5 protein-coding genes are annotated in these 23,780 nt (G+C 36.5%); 2 read left to right on the forward strand and 3 right to left on the reverse strand.

Annotated elements, in window-relative coordinates:
* Positions 1-97 precede the first annotated feature (97 nt).
* Positions 98-2,413 (forward strand): M28 family peptidase, encoded by a 2,316-nt coding sequence (locus ACZ2G2_RS04965; RefSeq protein WP_470394303.1) that lies wholly within the window; start codon positions 98-100, stop codon positions 2,411-2,413.
* Between the two features lie 61 nt (positions 2,414-2,474).
* Positions 2,475-3,173: a hypothetical protein gene (locus ACZ2G2_RS04970; RefSeq protein WP_470394304.1), complete on the forward strand. Its 699-nt coding sequence runs from the start codon at positions 2,475-2,477 to the stop codon at positions 3,171-3,173.
* A 68-nt stretch (positions 3,174-3,241) separates the two neighbouring features.
* Here ACZ2G2_RS04970 and ACZ2G2_RS04975 read toward each other — a convergent pair whose 3' ends face one another.
* Genes ACZ2G2_RS04975 through ACZ2G2_RS04985 form a run of 3 tightly spaced genes read right to left on the reverse strand, consistent with a single transcriptional unit; the run spans position 3,242 to position 23,487 of the window.
* On the reverse strand, positions 3,242-5,188 hold the full coding sequence (locus ACZ2G2_RS04975) for an OmpA family protein (RefSeq protein ID WP_470394306.1): 1,947 nt from the start codon (positions 5,186-5,188) through the stop codon (positions 3,242-3,244).
* 18 nt (positions 5,189-5,206) lie between these two features.
* The gene (locus tag ACZ2G2_RS04980) at positions 5,207-6,151 is read right to left on the reverse strand and encodes a PorP/SprF family type IX secretion system membrane protein (protein WP_090841791.1); all 945 of its coding nucleotides are present in this window, start codon (positions 6,149-6,151) and stop codon (positions 5,207-5,209) included.
* 53 nt (positions 6,152-6,204) lie between these two features.
* The gene (locus ACZ2G2_RS04985; RefSeq protein ID WP_470394307.1) at positions 6,205-23,487 is read right to left on the reverse strand and encodes a T9SS type B sorting domain-containing protein; all 17,283 of its coding nucleotides are present in this window, start codon (positions 23,485-23,487) and stop codon (positions 6,205-6,207) included.
* Between the last annotated feature and the right edge of the window lie 293 nt (positions 23,488-23,780).

Consider the following 23,780-nt stretch of genomic DNA (forward strand, 5'->3'; position numbering starts at 1 on the left):
TTTTACTTAAAGTTACTGATTTTAAAGCATTTAACCTAAACCATTAACACACACAATATTTTACTACTTTTATATCAACTAATTAACCATCCTTAAAATGTTAAAAAAAGCGCTTGCTATACTTATAATTATTCTTGCTGTTTACGCCAGTTTTGATGCTTTATTACCTAATAAAATTTCGGATTTAGAAACCCCTTTAAATCAATTTTCAACAGAACGTGCTTTAATTCAATTAGCCGAAATCTCTAAAAAACCACATTATACGGGTAGCGAAGAGCACACTAAGGTGAGAAACTATATTGTTTCAGAATTAGAAAAATTAGGATTAGAGCCCCAACTTCAAGAAGGTTACACTATAAGTAAATGGGGTAATTTAGCAAAACCAATAAACATACTTGCAAGAATAAAGGGAACTGCAAATACTAAAGCATTAATGTTATTAACGCATTACGATAGTAATCCACATAGTGCCATTGGTGCTAGTGACGCTGGTTCTGGAGTGGTAACAATTTTGGAAGGCTTACGTGCTTTTTTAGCAGATGGAAAACAGCCCAAAAATGATATTATAATTGGTATTACGGATGCTGAAGAATTAGGTTTAAATGGTGCCGATTTATTTGTTAACCAACACCACTGGGCAAAAGACATTGGTTTAGTTTTAAATTTTGAAGCTAGAGGAAGCGGTGGACCCAGTTACATGCTGATAGAAACTAATGGTGGAAATGCCAATTTAATGAAACAATTTGTAGCTGCACACCCTAAATTTCCTGTCGCAAACTCATTAGCCTACAGCATATATAAAATGCTTCCAAATGATACGGACTTAACCGTTTTTAGGCGCGATTGTGATATTGAAGGTTTCAACTTTGCATTTATAGACGATCATTTTGATTATCATACAAAAATGGATAATTATGAGCGGTTGGACAGAAACACTCTAGAACATCAAGGCACTTACATTATGCCACTATTACATCATTTTAGTCAAGCCAATTTAAACCAAGTAAAAAGTACCGAAGACTATATTTACTTTAATGTTCCGTTTTTTAATACTGTAATCTATCCTTTTAGTTGGATTTTTCCAATGTTAATATTAGCTGTTGTACTATTTATTGGACTAATTATTTATGGTTTTAGAAACCGAAAACTACAACTTAAAGAAATAAAAATAGGATTTACATCCTTTTTACTAAGCTTAATTACTAGTGGTGTCATTGGTTATTTTGGATGGACATTAATACTACTTATCTATCCAGAATACAAAGAGTTGCTTCATGGTTTTACTTATAACGGTCACACCTATATTTGGTTTTTTGTTTTAATAACAATAGCAATAAGTTTTATGTTTTATCGTAAAACCTATAAAGCTAACAATACTACTAGTTTATTGGTTGCGCCTTTAACATTGTGGCTTATAATTTGTACTGCAATTGCATTAAAACTGGAAGGTGCCAGCTTTTTTATTATTCCGGTATACTTTAGTTTAGCTGCCTTTTTTGTTTTACTTAAACAAAAACAACCTAATAGTTTCCTTTTAGCAATATTATGCATCCCTACATTATTTATACTTGCGCCTTTTGTAAAAATGTTTCCCGTTGGTTTAGGTTTAAAAATGTTAGTCGCTAGTGCGGTATTAGTCGTTTTAATATTTGGATTATGCTTACCCGTTTTTGGGCAATTAAAGCACAAAAAAAGATGGAGTTATGTTTTCTTTTTCTTCGGAATGGTTGCCTTTTTCATAGCGCACTTTAATTCCGCATTTACACCCGACACACCAAAACCAAATAGCTTAGTCTACACACTAGATTTAGACACCAACACAGCACTTTGGGCAACTTATGATAAAACACTAGATAGTTATACCGAAAACTTTTTAGGTAGCACGCCAAAAGAAGCTTCTGAGTTAAATAAAAATACTTTTGGCAGTAAATATGCGTCAGGTTACACTTATGCTTCCAGCGCTCCTGTAAAGGCTATTCCTTCACCTAAAATAGAAGTCAGTAATGATACCATAATTAATAACACCCACTTTTTTAATATTTGCATTATGCCACAACGTGATGTGCAACGCATGGAAGTATTTTCAGATTCTACCAATCTATTTAAATCTTTTAAAATTAATGGTGTGGATGCTTACCGTGCTAAAGGAGATTCATTAGTATTTAAAAACAGGAAGCGCAATAGACTATTTAGCTTTTATGTTGAAAAAGGCCAGATGCTGGACATGCAAATTTGTGTTCCTATAGATCAAATAACGCAGCTACAACTTTTTGAAGCCTCTTTTGACTTGTTAGAAAACGAACATTTTAGTATACCTCCAAGAAGTCCAAATATGATCCCCAAACCATTTGTTTTAAATGATGCAGTGTTAGTAAAAAAGACAATTACTATAGAACAACAACCCATTAATTAATAACCCTTTAAGACAAAACATGAAATATTTTCATAGTTTTGACGCAATTAAAATTATAACAATGAAAAAGATACTTTACTTAGCTGTTTTTGGTTTCTGTTTAGGAGCAAATGCACAATCTAATGACGCATTAACAAAGCACTACGAAGCTTATTACAAACAAATGAAAACCCAAGGTGATGTGCAGGGTTTGATAAATGCTATTACGCATCTAAATTTGCTAAAACCATCAGAAGCAAGAAAAGATACCTTAGCCTATATTTATTTAAAAGAAGGGAAATTTAACCAGGCTTTAAACACTATTGGCGCAGAACAAAAATCTTCGGATTCTGAAATGGCTATAGAAGTAAAAGCTGTAGCATTAAAATCTATAGGAAATTTGGAAGGTTCTATACCTTTTTTCAAAGCTATTTATGACAAAAATAAAAATGCACAAGTAGCTTATGAGTTGGCAGAGCTTAATTTAAATCTGAATAACCTTACTGAAGCTAAAAAATATGTAGACTTAGGGTTAACAAACGTAAAAGACAATCAAGGTAAAAGTTTTTACGAAACACAGCAGCCTTATAAAGTGCCTTTAAAATCTGCATTTTATTATCTTGATGCTTTAGTACAATTTAATCAAAACAAAGACACAAACAAAGCAGCAGCTTTATTACTATTAGATAAAGCTTTAGCTATTGAGCCACAATTTAACATGGCTTTAATTGCTAAAAACGCATTATCACCACAAACCCAATCAACAGAAACTAAAGAATAATTTAGTTTGTATTACAAATAAAAAAGCCTTCCAAATTGGAAGGCTTTTTTAATATATAAAACTGAGATTTATTTTACTATAATAAATTCACTTCTTCTGTTTAATTGATGTTCTGACTCACTACACTTAACACCATCACTACATTTGTTACGTAGTTGTGTTTCTCCATAACCTTGTCCTGTTAATCTAGCTCTGCTAATACCTCCTACAGTCACTAAATATTCAATTGTAGACTTAGCTCTTCTGTCTGATAAATCAATATTATATTGATCGGTGTTACGACTATCTGTATGAGATCTTACATCTATATTTACATTAGGATACACATACATAAAGTCAATTACCTTACGTAACTCAACCTCTGCATCTTTTGTGATAAAAGATTTATCTAAATCAAAGTAAATAAGATTTATTCCCAACAACGGTGCAATATCTGTTCCTAACGGAGCAGGTAATTCGTCTTGTTTTTTCATAAATAATGTACGCTCCATTGATCCAGTAATATTTGGCGTATTAAATACTTTTTCAGCAGTAGAATACGTTTCTTTTGTAGATCTTATAGAATACCCTTTTGAACAATCTAAGGTAAAATCGAAACTACCATCTGTTCTAGATGTTTTTTCGTTTATTACTTTATTGTTTTCGTCTAATAAGTATACCGTTGCATTTCCAATTGGCTGATCGTTTTCTTTATTTAAAACAACACCATTAATAGCTTGCTCACATCTTGAAATAATTGGTTTAAACATTTTAAAACTATAAATATCATCAAAACCTTTACCTCCTTCTCTATTAGATGCAAAATAACCTAAACTAGTTTCACTATCAATTATAAAAGTGAAATCATCTTCAGGGCTATTAACAGGTCTTCCTAAATTAAAAACATCTCCAATTTTGTCATTATTTAATTCTGAAACAAAAACGTCTAATCCTCCTAATCCAACATGACCGTCAGAAGCAAAATATAACTTGTTATCTTGACTAATAAAAGGGAATGTTTCTCTTCCTTCTGTATTAATCTTATCACCAAGATTTATAATATCTCCAAAAACACTATCTTTTATAGCCACTTTATACAAATCAGAAAGTCCTCTAGTACCTGGCATATCACTTGCAAAATATAATGTTTTTTCGTCTGGACTTAACGTTGGGTGTGCAACTGAATACTCATCACTATTAAAAGGTAGTTCTTGAACATCCCAATTAGTATTTCCTGAATCTATTCTTGTACCTCTGTATAGTTTTAATCTGTTTGTACCGTCTTCATCTTCCTTATAGTCTTTATCCGTATAGTTGTTTCTAGTAAAGTACATAGTTAACCCATCCTTTGTAAAAGCTGCAGTAGACTCATGATAAATAGAATTTACTGTACTACTAAATTTAGAACTACTTGTTTTAAGTACTTCTGTACTGTTTAACTTGTAAAGATCTAAAAATGGTTGTTCGTTCCAATCATGTACTCTTTTTGCTGCGCTTCTTTGCTGTCTGTTAGAAGAATAAATTAAACTCCCTTGGTAAAAAGATGGTGCAAAATCTGATAATTCTGAATTGAAATCTACATTTACAAGTTCAAAACGTCCTGATTGCATTTCAATTTCTTCCAAATAGTTTCTTTCATTAACAAACAAATTAGCACGGTAATCTTCACCTTTAGCTTGGTGAAATTTTTCCATAGCGTTATCTGACGCTAAATATCTTTTATCACTTTTCAATGATAAAGCGTAGCGATAGATGTACTCCGATGGAATACTATCTGAAGATTGCATTAATTGACCGTACCATTTAGCTGCGTTTGTATAGTCTGCATTAAAATAATAAGAATCCCCTAAGTTTTTTAATAACTCTGCAGATTTAACGCCTTTATTAGAAGCTCTCAAATAAGATTGTCTTGCCTCTATATAGGCTAGCTTTTCAAATTCCTTATTACCTTCTTTTACAGCCTTCTTTTCTTGAGCCGATAAAACATTTATTGAAAGAAAAAATAAGCTAATATAAATTGTAATTATTTTTTTCATGTTGATTAGTTTTTGGGATTAGAAAAATCTTGGCGAGATCATACGGTTATTTCTTTTAAATAATTCAAACCTTAGAAATATTTCATAAGAACCATCATTAAATTGCTTTAACTCTGTAGTCTCTCTATCATAAGCAACACCTAACATGATTTGATCTGATACTTGAAAACCAGCCATAGCACTTAAAGCAGCACTCCAACGATAAGCTAAACCTAATGTTAACTTTTCTTTGATTAAAAAGTTACCCGATAAATCAACTTGAAGTGGCGCACCGTCCACAACCTTGACTAAGGCAGAAGGCTTAAACTTTAAATCTGTATTAAGATCAAATGTTCTACCTGCCATAAGGTAAAAATTGATTCTTTCTTTAGCAGTTGCAAATGAATTATTGTTTGCTGCATTTTGATCAAAGTGTTCTGTCTCTAAAATGTTTGGAGCACTTAAACCTAAATAGAATTTATCTGTGTAATAATAAAGACCTAAACCAAATTGAGGAGAAAATTTATTATCAACATTAATTTCTGTATTAGCATCTCCTGGATTAAAAGCACCAGTATTTAACCTATTAGTATCAATGTTAAGTAAATGCGCTCCGGCTTTAATACCTAACGCTAATTTAGCATCATTGGCTAAATCAAGTGTATAACTAAAAGATAAATCGATGTAAGTTTCGCTTGTAATAAATATCTCATCTTGAGTTACGTTAAGACCTAAACCTACTTTTTCTCCTACAGGTGAATGCAATGAAGCAGTAAACGTGTCTGGTGCACCGTCTAATCCTACCCACTGTGTCCTATATAAACCAACAAAACTTAGTACATCTCTAGACCCCGCATACGCTGGGTTAACACTAAGCGTGTTGTACATGTATTGAGTGTATTGAGCATCTTGCTGCGCATAACTTTGGTTAGAATAAAATCCTAAACCCATTAAGGCTAAAATAACTATGCAGTAATTTTTCATGTTTTTTATAAGTTTAAACCAGTAACTCTTTCGAGTTACTGGTATTTGATAATTTAATTTCTGTTTATATATAATGGTCCAGCTTTCTCTACAGAGTTACCGCTTTCGTTAACATAAGTTAATACGTAGTAGTAAGTACCTACAGGTAGCTTGTCATCTTTTTTAACTGTAACTCTACCTTCAGAAGTACCTCTAAAGAAATTATTACCTTGACCATAACCATCTACATCATATACTTTAACACCCCAACGGTTATAGATTTTTAATGTATTCTCTGGGTATTGTTGTATACCACTTATTACAAACACATCATTATTTCCGTCTCCATCTGGTGTCATAATATCAAAGACAATTAAACCATCTGGTGCATCAGTATCTCCATTATCAGCTTCCTCATAATCAGGGATTCCATTGTTATCATTATCTGCAATTTCATCTCCGTTTAATGTAGAATCTCCATCACAATCTAAAAGTAACCAATCAGCACTAACACCTTCAACAGTTTGTGTTTCATAATCAATTACTTGACTAGTAAACTCATAATCACAAGGATCTAAAGGATCTGTTCCATCGATAATTTCAATTTCATTAGAAACTCCATCACCATCACAATCACCATTGTTAAACTCATCCGAACCTACAATCGTTTGACTTGCAACTACAAAGTCACATAAGTCTGTTGGATCCGTACCGTCAGCAATTTCTTGACCGTTAGTTACACCATCACCATCACAATCTAAGTCTGCGAATGCATCACTAATTGTTACTGTCTGACTTGTGTAAACAAAGTCACAAGCATCTTGAGGGTCTGTACCATCATTTAACTCATCTCCGTTTGTTACACCATCACCATCACAATCAATAGCTTCCCAAGTAGAAGATACTATTGATACATCTTGACTCAACATATCGAAATCACAAGGATCTATTGGGTCAGTACCGTCTAACACTTCTTGAGCGTTAGTTACTCCATCACCATCACAATCTGCAGTCAACCAAGTTGAGTCAGCTGTTATAGTTTGGTGTAAGATATCAAAATCACAATTATCTAATGGACTTGTTCCATCTGTAACTTCAGTACCATCAATGATTCCATCACCATCTGTATCTGGTTCTTGTGGGTCTGTACCTTCTGTAAGTTCATCACCATTATTTAATCCATCATTATCACAATCTAATAAGTTCCATTCTGAACTAGCTGTTACTGTAATACTTTCCGTTAAGAAATCACATCCATCTACTGGATCAGTTCCGTCTATAACTTCTTGACCATTTGTTACTCCGTCTCCATCACAATCTGCTGCTAACCATGCTGCACCAACTGTTCCTGTTTGACTTCCTACTACAAAATCACATGAATCTAAAGGATCTGTTCCGTCTATAACTTCTTGTTCGTTTGTTACACCATCATCATCACAATCTGCTGCTAACCATGCTGCATCTGCTGTTAATGTTTGATGTAATAAATCAAACTCACAATTGTTTAATGGATCCGTTCCATCTGAAACTTCCGTTCCATCTATAACACCATCATTATCTGAATCTGAATCTTGTGGGTCAGTACCTTCTGTAAGTTCATCACCATTTGTTAATCCATCATTATCACAATCTAATAGGTTCCATTCTGGACTTGCTGTAACTGTAATACTAGCTGTTAAGAAATCACATCCGTCTGTAGGATCTGTTCCATCTATAACTTCTTGCTCATTAGTAACTCCATCACCATCACAATCTGCTGCTAACCAAATTGGGCCAACTGCTACTGTTTGATTTTCAACTAAGAAATCACATTCATCTAATGGATTAGTTCCGTCAATAACTTCCTGCTCATTTGTAACTCCATCACCATCACAATCTGCTGCTAACCATGCTGCATCTGCTGTTAATGATTGATGTGTTAAATCAAACTCACAATTATTTAATGGATCTGTTCCGTCTGTAACTTCCGTTCCATCTAAAACTCCGTCTCCATCTGAATCTGAATTCTGAGGATCTGTTCCTTCTGTTAATTCATCTCCATTTGTTAATCCATCATTATCACAATCTAGCATGTTCCATTCAGAACTTGCTGTTACTGTAATACTAGCTGTTAAGAAATCACATCCATCTGTAGGATCTGTTCCGTCAATAACTTCTTGCTCGTTAGTTACTCCGTCACCATCACAATCTGCTGCTAACCATGCTGCATCTGCTGTTAAGGTTTGACTTGTGAATACTAAATCACAATTATCTAATGGATCTGTTCCATCCGTTACTTCTTGTCCATTTGTTACTCCATCACCATCACAATCTGCTGCTAACCATGCTGCATCTGCTGTTAAGGTTTGATGTAAAATATCGAACTCACAGTTATTTAATGGATCTGTTCCGTCAGTAACTTCTGTTCCATCTACAACTCCATCTCCATCTGAATCTGGGTTTTGAGGATCCGTTCCTTCTGTAATCTCATCTCCATTTGTTAATCCATCGTCATCACAATCTAACATGTTCCATTCAGAACTTGATGTTACTGTAATACTAGCTGTTAAGAAATCACATCCATCTGTAGGATCTGTTCCGTCTATAACTTCTTGCTCATTAGTTACTCCATCACCATCACAATCTGCTGCTAACCATGCTGCATCTGCTACTAATGTTTGACTTGTAAATACTAAATCACAATTATCTGATGGATCTGTACCATCGATTATCTCCGTACCATTCGTTACACCATCACCATCACAATCTGCTGCTAACCATGCTGCATCAGTTGCTAAAGTTTGATGTATAATATTAAATGAACAATTATCTAATGGATCTGTTCCGTCAGCAACCTCTGTTCCGTCTATAACACCATCTCCATCTGAATCTGGGTTTTGAGGATCTGTTCCTTCTGTAATCTCATCTCCATTTGTTAATCCATCATTATCACAATCTAACATGTTCCATTCAGAACTTGCTGTTACTGTAATACTAGCTGTTAAGAAATCACATCCATCTGTAGGATCTGTTCCGTCAATAACTTCTTGCTCGTTAGTTACTCCGTCACCATCACAATCTGCTGCTAACCATGCTGCATCTGCTGTTAATGTTTGACTTGTGAATACTAAATCACAATTATCTAATGGATCTGTTCCATCTATAACTTCTTGTTCGTTTGTTACTCCATCTCCGTCACAATCTGCTGCTAACCATGCTGCATCTGCTGTTAATGTTTGGTGGTCTAAATCGAACTCACAGTTGTTTAATGGATCTGTTCCGTCAGTAACTTCTGTTCCGTCTATAACACCATCTCCATCTGAATCTGGGTTTTGAGGATCCGTTCCTTCTGTAATCTCATCTCCATTTGTTAATCCATCATTATCACAATCTAACATGTTCCATTCAGAACTTGCTGTTACCGTAATACTAGCTGTTAAGAAATCACATCCGTCTGTTGGATCTGTTCCGTCTATAACTTCTTGCTCATTAGTTACTCCGTCACCATCACAATCTGCTGCTAACCATGCTGCATCTGCTACTAATGTTTGACTTGTAAATACTAAATCACAATTATCTAATGGATCTGTTCCATCTGTAACTTCTTGTTCGTTTGTTACTCCATCACCGTCACAATCCGCTGCTAACCATGCTGCATCTGCTGTTAATGTTTGGTGGTCTAAATCGAACTCACAGTTGTTTAATGGATCTGTTCCGTCAGTAACTTCTGTTCCGTCTATAACACCATCTCCATCTGAATCTGGGTTTTGAGGATCCGTTCCTTCTGTAATCTCATCTCCATTTGTTAATCCATCATTATCACAATCTAACATGTTCCATTCAGAACTTGCTGTTACTGTAATACTAGCTGTTAAGAAATCACATCCATCTGTTGGATCTGTTCCGTCAATAACTTCTTGCTCATTAGTTACTCCGTCACCATCACAATCTGCTGCTAACCATGCTGCATCTGCTGTTAATGTTTGACTTGTGAATACTAAATCACAATTATCTAATGGATCTGTTCCATCTATAACTTCTTGTTCGTTTGTTACTCCATCACCGTCACAATCCGCTGCTAACCATGCTGCATCTGCTGTTAATGTTTGGTGGTCTAAATCGAACTCACAGTTGTTTAATGGATCTGTTCCATCGGTAACTTCTGTTCCGTCTATAACACCATCTCCATCTGAATCTGGGTTTTGAGGATCCGTTCCTTCTGTAATCTCATCTCCATTTGTTAATCCATCATTATCACAATCTAACATGTTCCATTCAGAACTTGCTGTTACTGTAATACTAGCTGTTAAGAAATCACATCCGTCTGTAGGATCTGTTCCGTCAATAACTTCTTGTTCATTAGTTACTCCGTCACCATCACAATCTGCTGCTAACCATGCTGCATCTGCTACTAATGTTTGACTTGTGAATACTAAATCACAATTATCTAATGGATCTGTTCCATCTGTAACTTCTTGTTCGTTTGTTACTCCATCACCGTCACAATCCGCTGCTAACCATGCTGCATCTGCTGTTAAGGTTTGGTGGTCTAAATCGAACTCACAGTTGTTTAATGGATCTGTTCCATCAGTAACTTCTGTTCCATCTATAACACCATCTCCATCTGAATCTGGGTTTTGAGGATCTGTTCCTTCTGTAATCTCATCTCCATTTGTTAATCCATCATTATCACAATCTAACATGTTCCATTCAGAACTAGCTGTTACTGTAATACTAGCTGTTAAGAAATCACATCCGTCTGTAGGATCTGTTCCGTCAATAACTTCCTGCTCGTTAGTTACTCCGTCACCATCACAATCTGCTGCTAACCATGCTGCATCTGCTGTTAAGGTTTGACTTGTGAATACTAAATCACAATTATCTAATGGATCTGTTCCATCTGTAACTTCTTGTTCGTTTGTTACTCCATCACCGTCACAATCCGCTGCTAACCATGCTGCATCTGCTGTTAATGTTTGGTGGTCTAAATCGAACTCACAGTTGTTTAATGGATCTGTTCCATCAGTAACTTCTGTTCCATCTATAACACCATCTCCATCTGAATCTGGGTTTTGAGGATCTGTTCCTTCTGTAATCTCATCTCCATTTGTTAATCCGTCATTATCACAATCTAACATGTTCCATTCAGAACTTGCTATTACTGTAATACTAGCTGTTAAGAAATCACATCCGTCTGTAGGATCTGTTCCGTCTATAACTTCTTGCTCATTAGTTACTCCGTCACCATCACAATCTGCTGCTAACCATGCTGCATCTGCTGTTATGGTTTGACTTGTGAATACTAAATCACAATTATCTAATGGATCTGTTCCATCTATAACTTCTTGTTCGTTTGTTACTCCATCTCCGTCACAATCTAATGCTAACCAAACTCCAGATTGAACTTCTGTAACATTTGCTGCATTATAATCACAAGTATCATTTGGATCTGTTCCATCTGCAACTTCTTGCTCGTTTGTTACTCCATCACCATCACAGTCTGCTGCTAACCAATCTCCTGATTGAGCTACTGTAATATTTGCTATTGTAAATGAACAAGGATCGTTTGGATCTGTTCCGTCTGTAACTTCTTGTGTGTTTGTAACACCATCACCATCACAGTCAGCTGTTAACCAGTCTCCCATTTGAGTTAAAGTAACATTTGCTACTGTATAATCACAAGCGTCATTTGGATCTGTTCCGTCTATAGCTTCTTGTTCGTTTGTTACACCATCACCATCACAGTCTGCTGCTAACCAATCTCCTGATTGAACTTCTGTAACATTTACTGCATTATAATCACAAGCGTCATTTGGATCTGTTCCATCTGTAACTTCTTGCTCGTTTGTTACTCCATCACCATCACAGTCTGCTGCTAACCAGTCTCCTGATTGAGCTACTGTAATATTTGCTATTGTAAATGAACAAGGATTGTTTGGATCCGTTCCGTCTGTAACTTCTTGTGTGTTTGTAACACCATCACCATCACAGTCAGCTGTTAACCAGTCTCCCATTTGAGTTAAAGTAACACTTGCTACTGTATAATCACAAGCGTCATTTGGATCTGTTCCATCTGTAACTTCCGTTTCGTTTGTTACACCATCACCATCACAATCAGCTACTAACCAGTCTCCTGATTGAACTGCTGTAACATTTGCTGCATTATAATCACAAGTATCATTTGGATCTGTTCCATCTGTAACTTCTTGTGCGTTTGTAACACCATCACCATCACAGTCTGCTGCTAACCAGTCTCCTGATTGAGCTACTGTAATATTTGCTATTGTAAATGAACAAGGATCGTTTGGATCTGTTCCGTCTGTAACTTCTTGTGTGTTTGTAACACCATCACCATCACAGTCAGCTGTTAACCAGTCTCCCATTTGAGTTAAAGTAACATTTGCTACTGTATAATCACAAGCATCATTTGGATCTGTTCCGTCTATAGCTTCTTGTTCGTTTGTTACACCATCACCATCGCAGTCAGCTACTAACCAGTCTCCTGATTGAACTGCTGTAACATTTACTGCATTATAATCACAAGCGTCATTTGGATCTGTTCCATCTGCAACTTCTTGCTCGTTTGTTACTCCATCACCATCACAGTCTGCTGCTAACCAGTCTCCTGATTGAGCTACTGTAATATTTGCTATTGTAAATGAACAAGGATCGTTTGGATCTGTTCCGTCTGTAACTTCTGTTTCATTAGTTACTCCATCACCATCACAGTCAGCTGTTAACCAGTCTCCCATTTGAGTTAAAGTAACACTTGCTACTGTATAATCACAAGCGTCATTTGGATCTGTTCCATCTGTAACTTCCGTTTCGTTTGTTACACCATCACCATCACAATCAGCTACTAACCAGTCTCCTGATTGAACTGCTGTAACACTTGCTGCATTATAATCACAAGCGTCATTTGGATCTGTTCCATCTGCAACTTCTTGCTCGTTTGTTACTCCATCACCATCACAGTCTGCTGCTAACCAATCTCCTGATTGAGCTACTGTAATATTTGCTATTGTAAATGAACAAGGATCGTTTGGATCTGTTCCGTCTGTAACTTCTTGTGTGTTTGTAACACCATCACCATCACAGTCAGCTGTTAACCAGTCTCCCATTTGAGTTAAAGTAACATTTGCTACTGTATAATCACAAGCATCATTTGGATCTGTTCCGTCTATAGCTTCTTGTTCGTTTGTTACACCATCACCATCACAATCAGCTACTAACCAGTCTCCTGATTGAACTGCTGTAACACTTGCTGCATCATAATCACAAGCGTCATTTGGATCTGTTCCATCTGCAACTTCTTGCTCGTTTGTTACTCCATCACCATCACAGTCTGCTGCTAACCAATCTCCTGATTGAGCTACTGTAATATTTGCTATTGTAAATGAACAAGGATCGTTTGGATCCGTTCCGTCTGTAACTTCTGTTTCATTAGTTACTCCATCACCATCACAGTCAGCTGTTAACCAGTCTCCCATTTGAGTTAAAGTAACATTTGCTACTGTATAATCACAAGCGTCATTTGGATCTGTTCCGTCTATAGCTTCTTGTTCGTTTGTTACACCATCACCATCACAGTCTGCTGTTAACCAATCTCCTGATTGAACTGCTGTAACATTTACTGCATTATAATCACAAGCGTCATTTGGATCTGTTCCATCTGCAACTTCTTGTGCGTTTGTTACTCCATCACCATCACAGTCTGCTGCTAACCAGTCTCCTGATTGAGCTACTGTAATATTTGCTATTGTAAATGAACAAGGATCGTTTGGATCTGTTCCGTCTGTAACTTCTTGTGTGTTTGTAACACCATCACCATCACAGTCAGCTGTTAACCAGTCTCCCATTTGAGTTAAAGTAACATTTGCTACTGTATAATCACAAGCGTCATTTGGATCTGTTCCGTCTATAGCTTCTTGTTCGTTTGTTACACCATCACCATCACAGTCTGCTGCTAACCAGTCTCCTGATTGAACTGCTGTAACATTTACTGCATTATAATCACAAGCGTCATTTGGATCTGTTCCATCTGCAACTTCTTGCTCGTTTGTTACTCCATCACCATCACAGTCTGCTGCTAACCAGTCTCCTGATTGAGCTACTGTAATATTTGCTATTGTAAATGAACAAGGATCGTTTGGATCCGTTCCGTCTGTAACTTCTGTTTCATTAGTTACTCCATCACCATCACAGTCAGCTGTTAACCAGTCTCCCATTTGAGTTAAAGTAACATTTGCTACTGTATAATCACAAGCGTCATTTGGATCTGTTCCGTCTATAGCTTCTTGTTCGTTTGTTACACCATCACCATCACAGTCTGCTGCTAACCAGTCTCCTGATTGAACTGCTGTAACACTTGCTGCATCATAATCACAAGCGTCATTTGGATCTGTTCCATCTGCAACTTCTTGCTCGTTTGTTACTCCATCACCATCACAGTCTGCTGCTAACCAATCTCCTGATTGAGCTACTGTAACATTTGCTATTGTAAATGAACAAGGATCGTTTGGATCTGTTCCGTCTGTAACTTCTTGTGTGTTTGTTACTCCATCACCATCACAGTCAGCTGTTAACCAGTCTCCCATTTGAGTTAAAGTAACATTTGCTACTGTATAATCACAAGCGTCATTTGGATCTGTTCCGTCTATAGCTTCTTGTTCGTTTGTTACACCATCACCATCACAGTCTGCTGCTAACCAATCTCCTGATTGAACTGCTGTAACACTTGTTACATTATAATCACAAGCGTCATTTGGATCTGTTCCATCTGCAACTTCTTGCTCGTTTGTTACTCCATCACCATCACAGTCTGCTGCTAACCAGTCTCCTGATTGAGCTACTGTAATATTTGCTATTGTAAATGAACAAGGATCGTTTGGATCTGTTCCGTCTGTAACTTCTGTTTCATTAGTTACTCCATCACCATCACAGTCAGCTGTTAACCACTCTCCCGTTTGAGTTAAAGTAACATTTGCTACTGTATAATCACAAGCGTCATTTGGATCTGTTCCATCGGTAACTTCCGTTTCGTTTGTTACACCATCACCATCACAATCAGCTACTAACCAGTCTCCTGATTGAACCACTGTAACACTTGTTACATTATAATCACAAGCGTCATTTGGATCTGTTCCATCTGCAACTTCTTGCTCGTTTGTTACTCCATCACCATCACAGTCTGCTGCTAACCAGTCTCCTGATTGAGCTACTGTAATATTTGCTATTGTAAATGAACAAGGATCGTTTGGATCTGTTCCGTCTGTAACTTCTTGTGTGTTTGTAACACCATCACCATCACAGTCAGCTGTTAACCAGTCTCCCATTTGAGTTAAAGTAACATTTGCTACTGTATAATCACAAGCGTCATTTGGATCTGTTCCATCGGTAACTTCCGTTTCGTTTGTTACACCATCACCATCACAATCAGCTACTAACCAGTCTCCTGATTGAACCACTGTAACACTTGTTACATTATAATCACAAGCGTCATTTGGATCTGTTCCATCTGCAACTTCTTGCTCGTTTGTTACTCCATCACCATCACAGTCTGCTGCTAACCAGTCTCCTGATTGAGCTACTGTAATATTTGCTATTGTAAATGAACAAGGATCGTTTGGATCTGTTCCGTCTGTAACTTCTTGTGTGTTTGTAACACCATCACCATCACAGTCAGCTGTTAACCAGTCTCCCATTTGAGTTAAAGTAACACTTGCTACTGTATAATCACAAGCGTCATTTGGATCTGTTCCGTCTATAGCTTCTTGTTCGTTTGTTACACCATCACCATCACAGTCTGCTGCTAACCAGTCTCCTGATTGAACTGCTGTAACACTTGCTGCATCATAATCACAAGCGTCATTTGGATCTGTTCCATCTGCAACTTCTTGCTCGTTTGTTACTCCATCACCATCACAGTCTGCTGCTAACCAATCTCCTGATTGAGCTACTGTAACATTTGCTATTGTAAATGAACAAGGATCGTTTGGATCTGTTCCGTCTGTAACTTCTTGTGTGTTTGTTACTCCATCACCATCACAGTCAGCTGTTAACCAGTCTCCCATTTGAGTTAAAGTAACATTTACTAATCTATAATCACAAGGATCATTTGGATCTGTTCCATCTATAGCTTCTTGTTCGTTTGTTACACCATCACCATCACAGTCTGCTGCTAACCAGTCTCCTGATTGAACCACTGTAACACTTGTTACATTATAATCACAAGCTTCATTTGGATCTGTTCCATCTGCAACTTCTTGCTCGTTTGTTACACCATCACCATCACAGTCTGCTGCTAACCAGTCTCCTGATTGAGCTACTGTAACATTTGCTATTGTAAATGAACAAGGATTATCTGGATCTGTTCCGTCTATAAGTTCTGTTTCATTAGTTACTCCATCACCATCACAGTCTTCTGTTAACCAAGATCCTGATTGAATTAAAGTAACGTTTGCTGGATTATAATCACAACTATCAGTTGGATCTGTTCCATCTAAAACTTCATCTGCGTTTGTTACTCCATCACCATCACAATCAGCAGTTGGCCAATCGTTAGTAACAGTTATCGATGCTGAAACATCTACACAAGGCATTTCTTGACTTATCGTATATGTATATACACCTGCAGTATTAACTGCTGGGTCAAATATTCCATCAATTAAATTTGGACTCCAAGTACCACCTGTATCGGCACCACCTAAAGCTGCAAATAAATCTACATTATCACATGTTGCAGTGACTGCTCCATCAACACCAGGATTAGCTTGTGGTACAAAATCTACTACTACTGTAAGTAAATCTATACTTTCACAACCTGCAGCATTAGTTTGACTAATTACTACTAAATCATCTGTTAACGCTGTTAATAATGTCGTTGAAGGAATTGATACTTTAGGATCAGCTTCGTAATCTGCTAAAGTGTCATAATAATTTAAAGTTAATGTTTGACCATCTGTTGTAACTTCTAAATCAGCTAAAGTTGCTGTAGCCATTTCAGACTCACAGAATTCCTGATGAGAATCACCATTTGGATCTTCTGGTTCTGGATTAACTGCTACTACAAATTCTAGTCTGTCTGACATACTAGACATACATGTAGATGGTGCATCTTCTGCAAATCCTGCAAAATAACTCACTCCATTTGTTAATGGTGTTGTAGTTGATAACACATTACCTGCAGCATCATACCATATTACTGTTGCTCCTGCTGGTGTATTATCTACAACTAAATCTCCAATAGTATTTCCATCCGCCACACAAGACATTGGAGTCGCGTCTGGAGATGTTGGTATTGGTAAATTACATGTATATGTAATTGTTATAGTTGCATTGTCTGCTGGTAAATTAACATTACCATCATTATCTTGAATTGTATAATCTATTGGTGTTGGATTACCTGTAAATGTTGATAAAGGAATAAAGCTTACTGCTCCTGTAAAAGGATTAACACTCCAAGTACCTTCACCTGCTACGTTAAATCCTGTTACATTTCCGTCTACTACATTAATTCCTGTAGCTCCTGGAGGTATAACTAAACTAACACTTCCTACATCTACTGATCCATCAGCATCAGCATCTACTAAAGGATTAGGATTTGCTGGATCTTGATTGTTAGCAAATACATCTATTGTTACTGTTGAACCAGATACGTTATCTAAATCAAAATCATCTTGAGGAACTGGTGGTACAACTACGTATGTAATTGTAAGTGTTGCCTCATTTGATGTTAATCCGCCTGTATCATTTACTTCATAATTAATTGGTGTTGGATCAGCTGTAAATCCTGGTTCAGGAACAAATGTTACTTCTCCTGTAGGTGATACAGTCCAAGTCCCTTCATTAGGAACCACTAAACTATCATTAAACCCATCTCCATTTGTATCAGTCGCTGCTGGATCTACAAAGTTAACAGTTGAAGGATCAATCGCATTTGAAGGATCTGCCAACGTATTAGGTGTATCATTATCTCCGATTAATGTATCCATTGTTACTGGACCTGCTGGATTTAATAAATCCTCATCATCCTCTGCAACTGGACCATCTGGTATACGAATAGTTACTGTAGTAGTACTTTCGTTACCATCTTCATCCATAATAGTATATTCGAAAGTAGTTTCTCCGGACCAACCTGGTGCAGGAATAAAAGTCATTCTACCATCGTCATCTAGTATTACAGTACCATTAGCTGGCTGAGTATAGTTAGACACGACTGTATTACCTTGTCCTAAAATATCTTCGTCATCGTGATCATCACCAAAACCATCATTCACTTCAAATAAATTTGCAATGATAGACTGGTCAACCGCTGTAACAAAATCATCTGGCATTGCTTGAATAGCTGCTCTACGTAATACCATAGGTATTTGTGTAGGACCACATAAACAGTTAGCATCACTTGGTACAATAACAAACACAAGCCCGTTAATTTCGTCACAAGCTTCTGTTCCATTAAATTCAATACTTTCTGTTAAAGATGCTCCAGGAGCAATAGACCCTACTAAGTTACCAGTAAAAATACTAGTCCCTGTTGGCTCTCCTGCTGCATCAGCACAGTAAAAATTAAACTCTGTTCCTGAAGGCATTTCAGTTCCTCCTGAATTTTCAATAGTTATTGTTGCTAAAGAATATCCGAAAGTAGAAACTGTTTCTTCTAATACAGCTTCTGAAGAACTTAGCGCTGCCGGAGCAGGCTTACGAATTTCAAGATCTTTCTGTCTACTTCCTGTTTGAATAACAGCATCAGTACAAACCACACCTCCATTAGCAACACAAGCAGAACCTGAACCTTCTAAATAATTACTAACTTTTACATTAGCTGCATCAGAACAAATACCATTAATAGGAGTTACATCAAAAGAGAAAACTACAGTATCAAAATTAGTCATACCCGCTGGGTATAAAAGAATTAGTTCATTTGGATTTTCAGAATCTAACACAATCATATCTGATCCTGGATTCCCATCAGCTGGCCAAGATGTATTTGTAAAAGTACCTGGCACATATTCTAAACCTACAGGTATTTCTACTTTACAGTAATCTGCTGTACCTGTTACTGCAAGAGGACCTGTTGCATTATCTCTAATTGTAGTTTTATCGTAAATAGTAAAGTTTCCTCCACAACCATCTATAGGATCTGGCACATCTAATTCTGGTAAAGCTCTGTAAGGAGCATTTAATCCCTCAACAGTAACACCATCACTTAAAACATTTGTATTATCGTTTATAACAGGATCTCCACAAGGAGCACTACCGTTTATCTTAAAATTTAAAGGTGCATTAGACTGGTAATCACAAGTTGTCTGTAACTCATAGCGAACTACAACTTTTCTATCATCTTCACTAACACCTACAGCACCTGTTCCAGGAATACCTCCAAAAGTATCCATTACAGGATGCTTTATAGCTATTATATAATCCGTTCCATTATCAATAACGTCATTAACTAAATCTAAAGGTTGCCAATTAGTTGATCCTTTTGGATACTCAACTTCAATACTAATAATATCTAAAGCAGACGTACCACCAAATACCGATAATGTAGATATTGGATCTACTACCGTAGCATTTAGACCAGAATTATATTCTAGCTCCATAACAAAAGGCGCACAATTATTAACTGAACCTGCAGGCTGACTACTAATCTCTTGCTGCACTAAACCACTTGCTGGTATTAATGCTATTGTTACTACTTCTTTATAACAGAAATCTGTAGTGGTTGAGTAATCTGCTGGATACGCATCACAATCATATCCTAAATAAAAGTTAATATCTCTTCTTTCACAGAAGTCATAAGTACCAGCAATTCTTATATTTTTTGTACCTCCAGCAGCAATCGCTCCTATTTGAATATAAAAATTACCATCTGCATCTGTAATAATTTCTGTTGAAGGATCCACAGCCGTTCCTCCAGTACCATCTACAGCAGTATCAAGATTAGCATTTGTTACTACTATGTCACCAGCAAGCACTTTTATCCAATGATAACCTACAGCACCAGAAGTATTTCTTACCTGCATATCAAAGAAAGCCTCTGGACCAAATCCAGTTGTACTTGAACCTATTAGAGGTTGAAAGTTATAAGTTGGTGGCGTATAGTTTAAGGCACCTGTATTACCAGCGTATGTATTACCTGCTGCACCTGTTTGATTGTTTGAAGTATCCGCGTCATCAGAAAAAGTAATATCCTGAATTCTAGTTAAATCTTCACCATATTTAGCTGGATCTGCATAAACATTGTGTGCCCAAGGAAATAAATCCATTGTAGTAAACACATCTACTGTTGTTGCCGCTAATAATTCACAAGTTCCTTTTAAGCTAAGTTGTGTATTGTACGCCGCATTTCCTCTTTGATCTGCATTTCTAAAATTACCTGTTGGAGTTGCAGTCCAGTTATTAGGTCCAGTTTGCACTAAATCTAAATCTCCGTTACTTGCTCTAAAAGTCCCTTCTGTAGTTGACTGAAGTGCATCTAAAACTCTAACACCATCTGGCACAACGTAATCAATTTGTTTTATTGCTGAAATGGGTCTATACTCGCCAGGATGTATGTGCCCTATTGAGCTTCGCATATAATTATTGTAATCTACTGTTTGTAACGTATTACAATCTGAAAAATTTCTAGCAATACCATAAGTAGCAATATAAGGTCTTGTAAACACTACAGAATCACCCCAGTCATCACAACTAACTTCCGTTGCTGCATTAGCATTGATATGTCCAGGCTCAAGAGTAAAGAATCTTCCTCTAAAACCCATTACATTTAAACTGTTTGCATAATATGTATCTAACATAAAGTGCCAATCCATTTGTATAAAAAACTTATCACCATCATCTACTGTACCAGAATCTAATAAAGGTATTGCATTAGACAAATCAAAATCTGCAATAAAGTTATTACTTCCTGCCGGAATAATTACTGGTGCATTTAATGCTGTAACAGCAGTTGTTGTATTTGCCGAAGCATCAAAGAAATATACTTCCCCTTCTATAAATTTAATGGTCTCTTGACCAAGAGTTGCACCTGCTGGCAAATCATATGTTTGTCTAAAATGTAAGTCATCTCCAATAATAATTTCATCTGCAACAGTACTAGGACTGTTCATATATCCTTCTGCAGACACACGCATATCATCCCCTGCTAAATATTTATCTAACTCATGCACTGCTGGATCTAAAGTCACCAAAGTAGTCATGGTATTATCTGTATACCCAGGTGTTATTCTATAAGAATCAAAAGCAGTAATATTAGGCCCTATACAACCTCCACAATTATGTAATAATACAGGTAAAAAAGTATCACAATGCACTTCATTTGTTTTACATGGCGCATCTACAAGTGGATCTGCTAAATCATCATACCAATTATAAGTTGTCTTATATGGTACTACAATAGGATTAGGAGTTGCACAAGTAGCAATTAAAGGAAAACGAATATAACGATCCGCATCTCCTCCATTACGATTACTGTATCCATTAATTAAATCTGATGTTGAGTAGAACACAGGTGTACCTATACCTCCTGGTTGAGTAAACCTAGGATCTCCGTTAGCAGGATCTAAAGTTACACCTACCGGAACATCTAACTCTACAAGCATTTCATTATCCGCATCAGTATTTAATATAGCATGACCATTATGCTTGTAGGCTGTACCCGAATTTACAAAATAAGGATTTAATGCTAACTCAAACACTTCTCCATCTGAAGTATCAGTATCTTGTTCTCTTAACGTAGGATTAGAATAGTCTCTTCCAAGGTTACCATAACCTAAATCTACACCAGCAACTCTAGTAACATCACATTGTGTTTTAGCTAAAGCATTAAGAAACAAATGTTCCCAATCTTGCATCGCATCATACCCAGAACCACAAGCGAAGGCATCATCATCTATGAATTCCATATCATATGTTAAAAGAACCGTATCTCCAGCTGCAATATCATCATAAAAACCATCTCCATCCACATCTGAAAAACCACCAGGACCATCTGGACCATCTGGACCAACACCTGTTAGTGTGTTTTCTGCTAACACTTGTGTATCACCCCATGTTGCATAGGTTCCATTAGTAGGTGTCCATCCCGTAATATCCCCAGAAACATCAACCTCACTCGCACCTAATCTAAAATTTGAAAATATTTTTTGACCATATCTATTACTTGACCAACGTAAATTATAATTATAATCCATGTTTAATAACTGACTATTAGAACCCAAACCAAAAGACAACTTAACGTCCTTTGCAAAAGCTGCAGCTCCAACACCCGTATTTGTTATTTCTACAACTACCGTATTTACACCACAAATCTCTCTTGGATTAGAAACCACTGTAAATACCAAATTAGGATCTGCTGCTCCAAAAAGCACAGAACCAATTCCTTCAGCAGACAAATAACAATCCCATCCAGCTCGGTGGGTTACATTTGTATCTGCAGTAGTAGCACCACAAGAGTCAAGACTAAATTGTTCTGTAAAAACAAGTGTTTCACCATCTTCAAAAACACCATCACCATCTTCAAAAGTTGCGCCAGAAGCACTTACCACATCAAATGGAGCAACACCCATAGTATACCTATATATTAATGGGTTAGCCAAAGCGTCATCAGGCATAATTTCTGTGCCATTATAAAACAACTTATAGTCAGTTACATTAGTACCTATAAGCACTGAATGATACCCCTCTACAGTACCAGAGTTACCTGCATTAATATCTGAAATCTCTCTTGTATGAAGCCCACCTACTACAGCCGGAACTGATAATATAGGACCATCCACTAATAATGAAGGCGCTATTAAATTATAAGTACCTCCTATTGTGCTAGTATCTTCACCAGACCCATCACCACCTACATAAGTAAAAGCAGCATTATCTTTAAACGTACCGCCTCCTTCACTATATACTACCGCAGCACAACTTGCTGTTCTCAAGAATTGGAAAGAAACATTATCTCCTGCAGCCCAACTATTTGAAGCAGCACCATTGTTTATGGCAAAAACAGGATTATTCAAGTCTGTTACATCAGATTCAGTAACCGTAAAAGCTCCTGACGGATTAGACGCAGTAATGACTATACTTCCTGCACCAGGAATATACTCCACTCCTGGAGACAATTTCATTGTAAGTAAAACCGTATTAGTACTAGAACCACGTGCAAGGATATTAACCTCGTTAAATGCTTCATTCCCTGCACCAATACCTACGCCAGCAGCAGCAGACGACATAATTGGCTGATATGTTATCTCAAAATCTTCATTAATATAATCCTGAGCAAAAGAAGAATTTGCAAAACTCATAGTAAATAATACTAAAAGCAAAAATGTTCTTTGCTTCCAAGAATCGAGAAAAGCGAAAGGGTTAGAGTAATTGTTTTTCATAAATTTAAAATTTAACTTTTTACTATTATACTTCTATTATTATGAGACGACACCATTTGAACTGATTTCTTAGTAAAGCGATACTGAAGAAAACAATTAAATGAGACTAATAAAGAAGTTAAAACTTCGATGTCAAAATAGAATTGATTTAATTTGGGTTGGGTACTTTTTTTCATAAGTATTAACTTATTAAAATGGTATTTGGTTTGTTTAACTTTATTCAATGTGGTTCTTACTGAAATATTAATATAGTGTAATTATCTTAAAATATTAACAAAAGTAGTTTACGTTAT

The sequence above is a fragment of the Olleya sp. KKT75 genome (assembly GCF_055635485.1).